Source organism: Labilibaculum sp. (assembly GCF_963664555.1).
Classification (GTDB): domain Bacteria; phylum Bacteroidota; class Bacteroidia; order Bacteroidales; family Marinifilaceae; genus Labilibaculum.
Window position 1 is genome coordinate 4,010,379 of record NZ_OY761461.1, and the last position, 15,286, is coordinate 4,025,664.

Below are 15,286 nucleotides of genomic sequence, written 5' to 3' on the forward strand. Positions count from 1 at the left end.
ATCGCACCATACTGGAATTGAAATAGAAGATTGTTGTATTGGGAGAACTGAAATGTCATACTCTCAATCGCACCATACTGGAATTGAAATCGACATATTGTGTTCTGTAATGGTATCTCACAGTCAACTCTCAATCGCACCATACTGGAATTGAAATGTAAGAAGAAGACCGTATTCAATCGTAGTATTTGATCTCTCAATCGCACCATACTGGAATTGAAATACCAATACAAGCCCAATGATGGCACAACAGTCACAGCCTCTCAATCGCACCATACTGGAATTGAAATAAAGGATACAAAACCTGTATTATCGATGATCACGATCTCTCAATCGCACCATACTGGAATTGAAATTCAATATAAACAAATTGGTAATGCTGTTCCTGTCAACTCTCAATCGCACCATACTGGAATTGAAATTTAATTCGTCCGGGATTAACAATCTATTTGGTTGGCTCTCAATCGCACCATACTGGAATTGAAATATTTACGTAGGCTGCACACCAGGGATAACCTTTCCCTCTCTCAATCGCACCATACTGGAATTGAAATGGAGCATACTCAACAATAAAATCTGGCATAAAGAATCTCTCAATCGCACCATACTGGAATTGAAATTCCGGAAAAACAACTTCTCTGAATGTAAACTTTGGTTCTCTCAATCGCACCATACTGGAATTGAAATTAAGCGATCAGCAATTGGCCGATTACTGGTTGTTAACTCTCAATCGCACCATACTGGAATTGAAATCCTTCGACAAAGCAACTGCTAAAGGGCAAAGCTTTTCTCTCAATCGCACCATACTGGAATTGAAATTACCCCGCGCCAAAGACTCAAACGTATTTTCATTGCTCTCAATCGCACCATACTGGAATTGAAATAAATTTGCAGGTTGAGTTTGGAAACATTCAAAATTCTCTCAATCGCACCATACTGGAATTGAAATATTGCCGTAAGCTTGTTTACTATATGGCGCGATATCTCTCAATCGCACCATACTGGAATTGAAATCCGAAATCACCGCCTCGCAGTTGGAGGGCATTTTTCTCTCAATCGCACCATACTGGAATTGAAATCTTTGTTCTACATTATTGTCCATCATCTCAATAGCTCTCTCAATCGCACCATACTGGAATTGAAATAAACCCAGTTCTTAATACGCTTTTTATTTGTCTTCTCTCTCAATCGCACCATACTGGAATTGAAATATCATCACCAAAGCTTTAGCAAAATCATTTTCTGATGCTCTCAATCGCACCATACTGGAATTGAAATGATGTAACAGACCCAAAACATCTAAAGAAGATGTTACTCTCAATCGCACCATACTGGAATTGAAATTAATCATTAAGCTTATTTCTCTTAATATTTTCTCTTGCTCTCAATCGCACCATACTGGAATTGAAATCAAAAACAAGCGCGGCCATTGTTGCAAAGTCATTCCTCTCAATCGCACCATACTGGAATTGAAATTCAGCAGGAACAATTCAAGTGTTGAACGATGGTGATACTCTCAATCGCACCATACTGGAATTGAAATTTTTGAACGTCCGGTAGCATCCAAAATCCAGACAGCTCTCAATCGCACCATACTGGAATTGAAATTTGAGCAATATTATCATCTTTACCTATCCAAGATCCCTCTCAATCGCACCATACTGGAATTGAAATCACTCTCTGCCTAATACAACCGCTGCTTTAATTAATCTCTCAATCGCACCATACTGGAATTGAAATAATGACCCCGTCATGTTTAGGATCATTGGCATAAATCTCTCAATCGCACCATACTGGAATTGAAATTCAATACCTGCTCCTCCGATGTAACCTGCTCCAATCTCTCAATCGCACCATACTGGAATTGAAATAATGGAGGGTCGGCAAAAACCATATCTACAATCTCACCTCTCAATCGCACCATACTGGAATTGAAATTCGAAAGCATTGTTTCCTCAATCAATTCCCTCGCACTCTCAATCGCACCATACTGGAATTGAAATTTGAGTCACAAAACGAGTTCTTTGCTCCAATCGGATCTCTCAATCGCACCATACTGGAATTGAAATTATAGACATTTAATGTCGAGCTTGCACCATCCGAAACTCTCAATCGCACCATACTGGAATTGAAATACAGCTTAATAAAGCTTAATTAATATTTCGAAGCCTCCTCTCAATCGCACCATACTGGAATTGAAATTAGATAATAAATTTACTCCTACTTTCGAGAAGAGCCCTCTCAATCGCACCATACTGGAATTGAAATTTGACTGAGAAAGGCTATCTAAATCCTTTTCTTGTGCTCTCAATCGCACCATACTGGAATTGAAATTTCCTATAGAGTTTGTCTTCCCTTCATTTTCTGATGCTCTCAATCGCACCATACTGGAATTGAAATTAGAATATCCGTATGGTGTTTGTCCTGCTCCATACTCTCAATCGCACCATACTGGAATTGAAATGAAGAACAGTTTAAAGAATTTAATAGGGAAAGTAAATCTCTCAATCGCACCATACTGGAATTGAAATTTGATACATGTATTCTGCAACAGTCTCATCAAGAACCTCTCAATCGCACCATACTGGAATTGAAATTTGACACTTACAGTATCGTAATGCGCAGTTGCTCCATCTCTCAATCGCACCATACTGGAATTGAAATTTGGTATTGGCACCTGAATAATGCGGTCGCGGTATTCCTCTCAATCGCACCATACTGGAATTGAAATCTAAATGGTATTGGCTGCGAAATTATTTTAAAGCTTTCTCTCAATCGCACCATACTGGAATTGAAATAAAGCAGGCCGGTCGCAAACGGAATGGTTCGGAAGCTCTCAATCGCACCATACTGGAATTGAAATTCATTTCATTAAAACACTCTTTAAAGATGGCTAAACTCTCAATCGCACCATACTGGAATTGAAATGATATTATTGGAGCACAATCGAAATTAGCCGACGACTCTCAATCGCACCATACTGGAATTGAAATGAACGGAGGCACACTGCTTGCGAATGGCGATGAAGCTCTCAATCGCACCATACTGGAATTGAAATGTCGATAGTTGTGTCTTTGATGTTAAATGGATTGTCTCTCAATCGCACCATACTGGAATTGAAATAATTTCGAGAATTTCAGTAAGCATTACGATACCATTCTCTCAATCGCACCATACTGGAATTGAAATATCGCACGCCCGGCTTCGGCAATTAAAACATTGGTCTCTCAATCGCACCATACTGGAATTGAAATTCTTTTCGTCAATCGTATTTTCTGCATCTAAAAACCTCTCAATCGCACCATACTGGAATTGAAATAGAATCAGGTATATGCCCCAACTCTTCTGCTAAATGCTCTCAATCGCACCATACTGGAATTGAAATTTTGGAAAATTCAAAGATCAAGTCGACGCAGCTGCCTCTCAATCGCACCATACTGGAATTGAAATTTCAATAAAGGCATTTTTCCCTACACTGATAAGTCTCTCAATCGCACCATACTGGAATTGAAATTTTCAAGGATATATAAGAGCAGTAGCTATAACCGAAACTCTCAATCGCACCATACTGGAATTGAAATTCATAAGATGAGGAAGCCAAAGAAACATTGATTGCACTCTCAATCGCACCATACTGGAATTGAAATTATAAACCCCGCCGGCATGTTTTCCTTGTTGGCGACTCTCAATCGCACCATACTGGAATTGAAATAAAGAAACATTCTTTGAAAGACTAAAAGACTCATCCTCTCAATCGCACCATACTGGAATTGAAATTTTTGCCGTAAATATTCCGACAGGCCATAGCGTAACCTCTCAATCGCACCATACTGGAATTGAAATGTTTATGTACCATACAGACCACGAAAGTGAGTGAATCTCTCAATCGCACCATACTGGAATTGAAATATAATCAGGACATGGCCGACCAGATACTCATTACCCTCTCAATCGCACCATACTGGAATTGAAATTCAAATCTTGTAAACATTGTATCATTGCAGGTGCCCCTCTCAATCGCACCATACTGGAATTGAAATAAATTCATTGGTACCTGTTTTTTCCTGACCAACAACCCTCTCAATCGCACCATACTGGAATTGAAATTCAACTTTTAGAAGTGGAGAAACAAATATGGATGACTCTCAATCGCACCATACTGGAATTGAAATAAATTTTAGTGCAGGAGTACTTTAGTACCAATAAACTCTCAATCGCACCATACTGGAATTGAAATAGCATACTTACACCCGAAACCAAAGCAGGGGTAATCTCTCAATCGCACCATACTGGAATTGAAATGAAGAAATACCATCCATGGTTTAGATGGATCTTTGCTCTCAATCGCACCATACTGGAATTGAAATAGCAGAATTACATGTTATTCCCGTTTAGAGCCAAGACTCTCAATCGCACCATACTGGAATTGAAATATACGAATTAAAGCCATGTTCATCAAATTTAGTCGGTCTCTCAATCGCACCATACTGGAATTGAAATTCTAATTTGGTGAGTTCTGCTCTTTGAGCCGTGATTCTCTCAATCGCACCATACTGGAATTGAAATCAAAAAAACCTAACTAAATTAATAGCTAGGTTTAAACTCTCAATCGCACCATACTGGAATTGAAATAGATATTAGAGTAGTTCAGTCGTGGACTGTTTTGGCTCTCAATCGCACCATACTGGAATTGAAATATGGATGATGATTGTTCTCAAATTTTAATTAGAATGCTCTCAATCGCACCATACTGGAATTGAAATAAGTAACGCCTTTGCTCTATACGCTTTTTCCGTTCCTCTCAATCGCACCATACTGGAATTGAAATTCCTTTCGGTGTTATTTCAACTGTAACTTTTTTCATCTCTCAATCGCACCATACTGGAATTGAAATCGGGACAGGCAATAAATCTCTCAATTCATACGGCTCTTATTATGCAGTCAATTCAATTTTAGGTTAACTGATAGCCTAATGTCCAATGATAAAATAGATTGGGATAACAATTACAGATACGCCTTAACCATCTCACAGCTTTCACCTTGCTACGCTTAAAGCATTTTCAATTTTTATGTATCCTTAAAACTGCTATATTTAAAATTCGATTGAACAGTTTGATTCGTTTTTAGACAGACTGCCGTTGTGTGCAAGCATTACACAAGATGGTCAGTAGAGCAACAGCGAATAAGAGAGTAAATAAAATTTTATACAGTTAAAAAAATGAAATACATTCTAATTTTTACATTTCTTTTATGCGTAGAATTTTCTTCTGCGCAAGTAAATAAGAGCGACAAACAAAGATTCATTGTCACTACAGACCTTGGTGGTAGTGACCCCGATGATATCCAATCCATGATTCACCTTTTGGTCTGTTCCAATGCGATTGACATTGAAGGGCTTGTAAGTTCACAGGTTTGGGTAGACGACCCAGACAAAACCGCAAAGATAATTGAAGTTGTCAATTGGTATGAAGAAGTGTTACCTTGTTTGAAGAAACAAGCAACCGGTTATCCGGAAGCCGACTATTTAAGGTCAATCACAATGCAAGGGCAGGCAAAATCCAATATGTCCGGCGTGGGAGAGGGTAAAGATTCTCAGGGGTCAGAATTAATTATTTCAGCGGTAGACAAGAAAGGGGATAACCGCCCGGTATGGATTGCCGGATGGGGTGGCATGAATACTGTTGCACAAGCTCTCTGGAAAGTAAAAAATACCCGAAACAAAAAAGCATTAAACGCATTCGTAAAGAAAATACGACTTTATGACGTGCTTGGGCAAGATGATGCGGGTGCTTGGATTGCGAAAAACTTTCCTGACATTGTATATATACGCAACAAAAAAATCTATGGATGGGCACCATCTGACGATTGGGCGAAGAACAATATTCAGAACATCAAGCCCTTTGGTGTGCATTACCCAAATAGAATTTGGGCAACAGAAGGCGACTCTCCTTCTTTTCTTTATGTTTACGCCAATGGTTTAAACGTTCCGGACCACATCGACTATGGTGGCTGGGGCGGACGATTCTCCACTAATAAAGAAAGTGGAATTCGAGGCATGAGTTTCATTGTCAAAAGTGGTAAAGATGAAACTCAATATGACCCTTATTACATGTATGGCAGTACAGAAGAGGGAATTGAAGCCATAAACAAATGGAAACAACATATCTGGAATAATTTTGCAGCTCGTATGATATGGACTACTACAGATGATTATTCTGCTGTAAACCATCACCCTGTACCCATTGTAGATGGTGATAATTCTTTAAAATGTTTATATAAAAGAGCTAAAGCTGGAAATGCTTTGATTTTTGATGCCACTGAATCAAAAGACCCTGATGGAAATCAATTAGATTATAAATGGTTTGTTTATAATGAACCAAGTACATATAAAGGTGCAATAACTATAGAAGAGAATTCTTCCCCTAAATGTAAAATACTTGTACCTTCTGATGCTTCAGGAAAGACAATTCATCTTATTTTAGAAATAACAGACAAAGGTATTCCGGCTTTGACTGGTTATAGACGAATTGTAATAAATGTAGATAAAGAAGAATAAATGCTAGCACACAGTCGAGTAGATGGTCCCGACTAGAATAGCCGGGATACACCTCTCACACCACCTTTATATTTACATTATTAGATAAGAATTTAAGTTATCCGAAAGAGTAATTGTACGAAAACGGAAAATTAAAACACGGAAGCGGAACGTTTACATATGACGGATTTGGAATTAAACTCTGAGAATAGCAAAAAACAAATATGAAACAAGACAGAATATGAATAAAATACACTTTAAAATAGGAAATGTTATTTGGATATTGTTCATTATTAATTCGCTATTAATCATATCATATATTTTTCCTTTTCGAGATATGATTGATTTATTTACAAAACAAGAAGCAGGAGCAATTGGAATTATTGGAGGAATAGATGGACCAACCGCAATATTTATATCATCACAAATTAATTGGTATATAGTTGTTTTGGTTGCTCTGGAGATAATATGTGGAATATATTTGTTACTGACTCATTTGAAGAAGAAATAAACTCCGCTGAATAGCAGCGGCAAGCTTGCCGGTTACAACTACAATCAATGAAAAGTTATGAAAGATTTGGAATTAAACTTTAAGAAGACTTATTATTACCCCCCAAAAGAATGGGCAGAGAAAAACTTGAACATCGTACAATGGACAGAGATGCCACCAGGAGGACATCTGTAAATTTTACAGGAAATTTAGAATTTAATCATTGTTTAAATTCTTAAAATGTAATTGAACAGCTAAGACCAAGTTGCTTTGTATTGTAAAATGGTACCATCAGAGCAGTTTGTTTTCTGTTCTTTTTTCTAGTAAGTATTTTTTCATAAATCAGATAGGATATTTTTGTGCTTAGTATTCCAATTCCTGCTCCTGCAGCAATATCAGTCACCCAATGTTTGTTATTCACAACTCTAAATATCCCAACTGAAGCTGCCATAGAATATCCCGCAATTCCATACCAAACTGAAACATCTTTATATTCCTGCCAAAGGAGTTCTGCATTCACAAAAGCCATAGCAGTATGTCCCGACGGAAAAGATGTAAATCCGGAATGATCAGGCCTCTCCTCTTTGGCTGAATATTTTAAAGTATTAACTACCGCTCCCATAATAAATAAAGAAGTTCCTTGTATTAGCAACTGATTTGAAAAGCTGTGTTTTCCTTTTACTCCCAGTAAGTTATTCGCATAAACCACACCTGCCGGAGCATACTGCATAAAATCATCAATCGTAAAACGCCTGTCAATATTCTCGGCCACTTCCTCCTGAATCTCCTCATTAAAGATCTCAAAACCATTATTTTCAAAACCAATTATACCAACAGAGATTAGGGAAATAGGGATAATTGTTTTTCTAATGTTCAAGCCGTACTCATATTTATCATCAGACTTTGCATTCAAAGAATCTATTGCCGAAGAGTTGGCCAGAACCTGAAGAGGAAGAAGAAAAACAATGAGGAAATAGAATCGCATAATTCTTTTATAATTTAGGTTAATGAATCCTTCTACTCCAACTCAACTATTTTAAGAGTGCAGATTCCAATTGCTCAATTTAGGAACTAAATGTAATCCAAAAATCTAAAGAAAGATTGAAGCTTATCTTATTTCTACAGAAGTATTTTTTATCCAAGCATCTGGAAATTACTTGTTTATTTGGAACCAAACAAAATGACAGAAAATAAATTAGATAGAAAAAAGTAATTTCAAGTTAGATTATTTAACAAATAAAAACAATAACTTGTATGTAAATAAATGCATTTCAAGCCATGTTCGTTTGAATAAAAACGAAAAACTTGTGCAATTGCTACTTCAATAACGCTAACAAACAACTTATATCATAAGTAGAAAAACACTTTGTCTTATGAGGATTATTTCAAAACAGCTAATTTACAGCATGCTTATTTTCTGCCTCTTACTTGTATCCGGAGGCTATATTCTATTGGCCTTTTCCGAAATTGAATTCTCCTTATTTATTAATGCGCTCCATACTCCTTTTCTCGATCAGTTTTTTTTCTGGATCACCCTGCTTGGAGATGGCAGCTTTCTTCTGGTTCTTGCCTTTGTTTTCCTTTTCAAAAAATACTATTACGCAATACTTAGTGTGCTGCTATTGATATCCTCGGGTCTGATTTCCTATCTGTTTAAAAAAATGATATTTGTAAATTCAATGCGGCCATTGTTTTACTTGTCGAAAAGTGAAATTCACATCCCCGAAGGAATTCATTTTTACTATAAAAATTCATTCCCTTCGGGTCATGCAATGACCGTATTTGCTGCAACCACCCTAATCATCTGGATTTATCGGAAATTCCTTCTTAGTTACATGTCCTTAACCATAGCAAGTCTGGTTTGTATCTCACGAGTCTATCTTTTGCAGCATTTTTTTATCGATGTGTATTTTGGGGCTATTCTGGGTGTTCTTGAATCGGCTCTTTTCATTTGGATAATAGAAACCAAATTAAACCGGCTTCAAAACAGCAAATTAAATTCATCCTTATATTCATTTCTTATCACAAAAACTAAAATTCCATTGCCATCCATAAACCCTAAAAGTAATGAGAAGCTTCCTTATAAGTATCCACCCAAAAATTAAAATCCCTGTTCTTATTCTGCTTTTGTATGTTATTGTTGCAACAGCTGGAATTAGCGGCTCAATTTATATTTTAGACGAGGCCAAAAATGCAGAGTGTGCCCGCGAAATGATGGAAAGCGGAAATTATATTATTCCCGGGTTCAATTATGAATTGCGCACCGATAAACCTCCGCTACACTACTTTTTCATGCTTTTATCGTACAAAATTTTTGGTATTTCATCCTGGTCAGCACGTTTTTTTTCGATCGTTTTTGGAGCCTTAAGCTTACTAATCACATACTTTTTTGTGAAAAAATGGCTGGGCATTAAATCAGCCTACTTCAGTTCATTGGTTCTGATATCTTCCCTTCATTTTGGGGTTTTCTTTCACATGGCAGTACCCGATCCGTACCTCCTGTTTTTCTTTACCGCTTCTTTATTCCTGTTTTTTGAATCTCTTCAGGAAAAAAACAGATTTGCTGCAATGGGCATGTATATTTGCCTGGCTCTGGGCGCTTTATCGAAAGGTCCTATTGCGGTTTTACTGCCCGGATTCATTATGCTCCTCTATTTACTGCTCAGCAAAAAATTACAATCCTCTACTATTTGGGGATTAAAACCCATATCCGGACTTCTCATTTTTGCTGCAATAGCTTTACCCTGGTACCTTTTGGTCCATCGGGAAACTCATGGAGAATGGACGCATGGATTTTTCTTTGAACACAATCTGGAACGCTTTGCCAGCACCAAAGAAGGTCATGGAGGAAGCTTTTTAATGGCATCTGGCTTTGTACTGATGGGTTTGTTTCCTTTTTCAATATTTCTGGTTCGTGCCCTATCGCATGCTTATCGAAATAAAAAGAAGGATGTATTGCTGTTTGCTCTTGTTGCCGGACTTACAATCACCCTGTTTTTTAGTCTGTCGTCAACTCGATTGCCAAACTATACTGCACCTGCCTACCCGTTTTTTGCGATTCTTATTGGTTCTTTGCTCGCCAAACAAAAACAGCCTGCATACAGGTGGGAGCTCATTGTGCTGTTTATTGTTGCCATTCTGATTGTTACAGCAGGTTATTTCGCTCTGGATATTGAGAAACAATACACTTTTTTAAAACCACAGCTATTACTGCTTTTGCCCGGAATCATTGGAGCCGGATTTGCTTTGAAACTCTATAAAAAAAGAACGTTAAATTTCACGATTCATCTAATCAGCTATTCTTTTATTCTTCTCTCCTTTTTCCTTTCGGAGATTGTTTTTTTTCAAATTGCCAAACAAAACCCGGTCACCCTGTCGCTGCCATACATCAATAAAGATGAACCCATTGCCTGCTATAAAAAATTCAATCCTTCCTATCCTTTTTATCTAAAGCAAAAAATTATAAAACTGGAAAGTATTGAAAGCATTAAAGATTTCCTGCAGAATCATCCTGATGCCTGTGTTATCAGTACAAGTAAAAGTCTGCAGGATGCAAACTACTCTGAATTTGCCGTAAAAATATTTGAACAAAAAGATGTTTTCGAGAACAGAACCACTGTAATCTTAAAGAATAAACTCACAAAGAACTAAAAGCATGAAAAAACTCAGTCTTGTTATCTGTGTTTACAATGAGGAACTAAATATTGCTCCTTTAAGCGAGAAAATTATTCAATCATTAACCGATTACGAATATGAAGTTATTTTCGTAGATGACGGCTCAACAGATGCAACCCGAAACAACATTCTGAATATTAATGATGAACGCTTTGTAATGGTTCAACTTCGAAAAAATTACGGACAAAGCTCAGCATTGGCGGCCGGAATTTCGGTGGCCACGGGAGAATACATTGTCACCCTTGACGGGGATTTGCAAAACGATCCGGCAGATATTCCCATGATGGTGCAATTGGCCGAATACGGAGACTGGGATTTGGTAGCAGGAATTCGAAGCAATAGAAAAGATGGCTTGCTTTTGCGTTTAATTCCCAGCAAAATTGCCAATTACCTAATTCGTTTGCTCACTAAAGTGAATATAAAGGACTATGGCTGTACGCTTAAAGTTTACAAAAATGAAATTGCCAAAGAACTTGGCCTTTATGGAGAACTGCACCGGTTTATTCCTATTCTTGCCAGCTCGAACGGGGCAAGCATTACTCAAATACCGGTAAAACATCATGCCCGGCAATTTGGAAAAACAAAGTACAATTTATCAAGAACCTTTAAAGTTGCAAGCGATCTTATTTTAATGGTTTTTCTTACCCGATACATGCAAAAACCCATGCATATCTTCGGCGGTTTGGGCATTCTGATATTTACAGTCGGAGCCATTCTAAATATTTATTTGTTAAGCCTTAAAATAATGGGAGAAGACATTTGGGGGAAACCCATCCTTATTTTAGCCTTGCTTATGGTGCTTGGGGGAATTCAACTGATTACCATTGGTATCATATCCGAAATACAAATGCGGACCTACTACGAATCGCAGCAAAAAAGTCCCTTTAAAATTAAAAGAATCGTTTCGAGCAAAGCAAATTCGCTTGTCAAATAGAAAGAGAACAAAAAAAATGACACCATTATATGAACACTCTCACCAAAATGCCTGTAATAAACACTATCCCCCAGGCATGTACCACCCTCCAATTGGCCTAGGTGCCCCTTCCATTGGCAAATTCTTCTCTTCAATTGGTATTGCCCCCCTCTTTTTTTGCGAAAACTTTTAGTTCCCTGTTGGCTCTTACCATTTTTATATTTTCTAATTTTACATTTTCCTAAAAATATGTCTATGTTGAAATTAAATGCCTTTATGCTTCTTGCAGGTTTTATCAGTTTGGTTTCCTGCCAGCAAAATAATGTTGAAATGTATGCCCTGCGCTTAAAACCGGGGATGGATCTGAAACAGGAAATGGCACAATTTGTTAAAACCAATCAGCTGCAATCGGCATCGGTTTCTACCTGTGTGGGAAGTTTGAGAGAACTGATTATTCGGCCCGCAAATCAGAAAGAGCTTTTGCATTTAAAGGGTCATTACGAAATTGTTTCTTTAACCGGAACATTTGCAGACCATGGTAAAAACAATCATATTCATATCTCGGTATCGGATAGCACAGGTAATATGATTGGTGGTCATCTGGTGGATGGCAATATCATTTACACGACTGCAGAAATCGTGCTTCTCAATAATAAAGGCCTGAATTTTACACGTGTTGTTGATCCTGAAACAACATTTTACGAACTAGAAGTTGTGGGGAACTAATACCGAATTAACATCAAAACTCATCTTATAAAATAGTGCTTATAGAATCAAGTCATACCCTGACCAAAACGGCTTGCATACAGTAAGAGCATGACAAGCTGGTATTTTAAGCAGGCTGTTGATATTAAATTGGTATCAATGGTAAAATTCATACCAACTTTTTCATTTTCTGTTTATCACCATTTGACGGCATGGATTTTCCCGTATTTTTTTTTAGCACACCAATCTTATTGGTATCTTCAAACTGAAGATCACATAAAAGTCAGAACTAAAAAATAGTTACAATGAAAGGAATACAGGATTACTACCCGGACCATTTTGCGCATTGTTACGGTTGCGGCAGGTTAAATGAACACGGACATCAGATTAAAACTTTTTGGGAGGGTGAAGGAACGATTACCCGCTTTGTGCCCAAAGAATATCACACGGCTATTCCCGGTTTTGTATACGGCGGACTGCTGGCCTCGCTGATAGATTGCCACGGAACCGGCTCGGCGGCATTGGCCTTGGCTAAAGCACAGGGAATTGAGCTTTCGGAAACCAACGCTCCCCGTTGCGTTACGGCCTCGTTGCAGGTAAAATATTTAAAACCCACACCCATTGGCGGCGAAATAGTAATTAAAGGGAAAATTAAAGAAGTTGGAGCTCGAAAAGTAATTGTGGAAGCGGAACTGTTTGCAAACGGGGTGCTTTGCGTAGTTGGCGAGGTTGTTTCAGTTTTAGTTCCCGATCATTTTGGGCAGTAAAAAATACTGTCCGAAAAGAAACTTTTTAACAGGGAGTTTAAAACCGTATTGCTAAACAAATTTTGAACAGACTGATAAGCAAGCTGATTATAGTTTAAATTTTTTCGAAAAAGCAGGGATGACTGCAAGGCACAAAATCACGCTTTTAAGAGCGTTTAATAGATTCATCCGCCTAATAAAACTGAGCCAAAGACTTAGTAGTGACTGTTGTTCTCCTCAAATCCCTTGAAATCTTTTAAAACATAGATATTGAAATTATTGATTTCTGTTCCGCGATAGAGAGTTTTTCGGGTAGTAAAGGAGCCAATCTCCTCAAAACTATCTTTTAATTTGTCCTTTATTGGTGTTGTACTGATGAAAATTCCATAATATTTTTTGTTGACAAACTGTTCCAGTCCCGGCCAAAGGCTGAATTGATTCATGCGGTTGTTGTAATTTAAAAAATAAGTTGCTGGTTGTTCTTCAAGATAAAATTGCATCTCGGAGCTAATGTGATAGTTATTCGAAAATACAAAACAGTTCGTAGAAGGAATCCTTCTTTTCAATGAATCAACATGTTGGGCAAGGCTTTTCCAGCCTGCTAACCTACTTGTCGGATCTAATTTAACGTGAATAATTTTCTGAATTCCCACTTTATCAAGAACGGATAGATTGGTAATGAGTAACACCAGCATAAAAGTTGCTGCAGCACCCGCCCCTAATCTGCCGGTTTTTTTTCCCGTTACAGCCCAATGAGCCAAAGCAACCGGAATTGTGGCGTAGGCAAACATGGGCCAGTTTACTTCAACGCCCGATCTTCTGACGAATGCAATGGGCATAAAAACAAAGAATACCATGATACCCGGAAGGATAAGATATACCATTTCATCTGAAAGCTGCTTATGGATCCATGATTTTAGGATTTTAATATAAAAACCTATAAAGAATGGAGATAAAATGACAATCTGCCCGAAAATATATTCCAAAAAATTAAAAGCCAGCTTCTCTATTTGGACAGCTTCTTTCGTATTTCCCGCAAGATATTGAACGTGACGCAGACCTACAAAGTCATTTTTTATATTCCAAATAACAACAGGCAAAAAAAACAGTAAGCCTATACTCACTCCAACATAGAGCTTTCGGCTTCGAAAAACATGGGAATGGCTTCGCAATAAAAATACAAATAAACAAGGCAGTATTAAAAGGATGGAATACTTTGAAATGATACCCAACCCAAGGCAAATGCCAAAATAAATCCAATTCTTCATGAAATTGTTATTTACAGCTCTCCAGAATAAAAAAAGAGAGAGAAGCCAAAATAACAGAAGAGGGCTATCGGTTGTGAAGAAAGATGAGGGAAGCCAAATAAAGGGCAGAACATAACTTAGAAAAGATGCGATTGTGGCTGTCCTGCGATTGTGGAAGAGTTCCAAAGTAAGATAATAGCAAGTCATTGCAATGCCAAATCCAACAAGAATGGCATTGATCCGAATGCCTAAAGGAGTATTCCCCAAAAGTGAAGTGGAGAACCAGTTTAAATAAGCTATTAAAGGTGGTTTGGAGTAGTAGGACAGCTGCAGGTGACGAGACCAGATCCAATATTGTGCTTCTTCTGAATAAATTTCCAAAGAACTCCATTGCACGTATAAAATCCTTAGTATGACAATTAAAAGGTGAAAGGCAAGCAGAATGGTGAATCTGGAATATACCGCATCACGTAAAATTGAGCATTTCTCCTCAATAAATTCAAATAAAAAAGAAATACCAAATCGTGAATGCCCAGCCATAAATTAAGAATATGAATTCAACGACGAAGACCTGGACATTTATTGCAAAAAATCCAGTATATCAGTCTAATATACAACATTCTATATAAGTGAGCCAGACATTTCTTACCTGTTTCCATAAAAAAAATGGTGCAAGTCGAAAACGTAATTGTTCTAATAGTACTTTATCGTTTAAAGGGAAATTTTTATGTTTCTATTTTATAGTTCTGCAAAACGTTATCCTCTGCGTGTAATCCCAAATTAACATCAAAACCAATCTTATAAAATGTTTCTTTTTAGCTATATATTTGTTCTCTATACAAAAAATAAGCTTGCTGGTATTTGTGATGCAACACAAATACCAGCAAGCTTTTAATCGTTTAAATCTTTTCGAAAAAATCGGGATAATTCCTTGGTACAAATGCCAGGTTGAGCTTCTCGAAACACCACATTAAA

At 37.5% G+C, this 15,286-nt stretch carries 9 protein-coding genes and 1 CRISPR repeat array (1 of these 10 running past the window's edge); of the genes, 7 read left to right on the forward strand and 2 right to left on the reverse strand.

The window, feature by feature from the left end; translation table 11 throughout:
• A CRISPR array of direct repeats spans positions 1-4,894; the repeat unit is 30 nt; unit sequence CTCTCAATCGCACCATACTGGAATTGAAAT; it begins 3,373 nt to the left of the window's first position.
• Between the two features lie 324 nt (positions 4,895-5,218).
• Together ACKU4N_RS15805 and ACKU4N_RS15810 are read left to right on the forward strand one after the other, a co-directional pair.
• On the forward strand, positions 5,219-6,556 hold the full coding sequence (locus tag ACKU4N_RS15805) for a DUF1593 domain-containing protein (protein WP_321317981.1): 1,338 nt from the start codon (positions 5,219-5,221) through the stop codon (positions 6,554-6,556).
• Between the two features lie 220 nt (positions 6,557-6,776).
• Positions 6,777-7,046, forward strand: coding sequence for a sodium ion-translocating decarboxylase subunit beta (locus ACKU4N_RS15810; protein WP_321317983.1), 270 nt, complete (start codon positions 6,777-6,779; stop codon positions 7,044-7,046).
• A 214-nt stretch (positions 7,047-7,260) separates the two neighbouring features.
• Here ACKU4N_RS15810 and ACKU4N_RS15815 read toward each other — a convergent pair whose 3' ends face one another.
• A complete protein-coding gene (locus ACKU4N_RS15815) occupies positions 7,261-8,010 on the reverse strand; it encodes a phosphatase PAP2 family protein (RefSeq protein ID WP_321317986.1) in 750 nt (249 codons plus the stop codon).
• A 388-nt stretch (positions 8,011-8,398) separates the two neighbouring features.
• Here ACKU4N_RS15815 and ACKU4N_RS15820 point away from each other — a divergent pair, with 388 nt between their 5' ends.
• The 5 genes from ACKU4N_RS15820 (at position 8,399) to ACKU4N_RS15840 (ending at position 13,085) form a co-directional block, all read left to right on the forward strand.
• Entirely contained in the window at positions 8,399-9,130 is a 732-nt protein-coding gene (locus ACKU4N_RS15820; protein ID WP_321317987.1) for a phosphatase PAP2 family protein, read from the forward strand.
• The gene (locus ACKU4N_RS15825; protein WP_321317989.1) at positions 9,093-10,676 is read left to right on the forward strand and encodes an ArnT family glycosyltransferase; all 1,584 of its coding nucleotides are present in this window, start codon (positions 9,093-9,095) and stop codon (positions 10,674-10,676) included. The genes ACKU4N_RS15820 and ACKU4N_RS15825 overlap by 38 nt, the downstream gene beginning before the upstream one ends.
• A gap of 4 nt (positions 10,677-10,680) precedes the next feature.
• Positions 10,681-11,634, forward strand: coding sequence for a glycosyltransferase family 2 protein (locus tag ACKU4N_RS15830; RefSeq protein WP_321317991.1), 954 nt, complete (start codon positions 10,681-10,683; stop codon positions 11,632-11,634).
• A 234-nt stretch (positions 11,635-11,868) separates the two neighbouring features.
• On the forward strand, positions 11,869-12,339 hold the full coding sequence (locus tag ACKU4N_RS15835; protein WP_321317992.1) for a PPC domain-containing DNA-binding protein: 471 nt from the start codon (positions 11,869-11,871) through the stop codon (positions 12,337-12,339).
• A 284-nt stretch (positions 12,340-12,623) separates the two neighbouring features.
• Positions 12,624-13,085: a PaaI family thioesterase gene (locus ACKU4N_RS15840; RefSeq protein ID WP_321317994.1), complete on the forward strand. Its 462-nt coding sequence runs from the start codon at positions 12,624-12,626 to the stop codon at positions 13,083-13,085.
• 194 nt (positions 13,086-13,279) lie between these two features.
• Here the strand turns inward: ACKU4N_RS15840 and ACKU4N_RS15845 are convergent, their stop codons facing one another.
• Positions 13,280-14,851 (reverse strand): ArnT family glycosyltransferase, encoded by a 1,572-nt coding sequence (locus ACKU4N_RS15845; RefSeq protein ID WP_321317996.1) that lies wholly within the window; start codon positions 14,849-14,851, stop codon positions 13,280-13,282.
• Positions 14,852-15,286 lie beyond the last annotated feature (435 nt).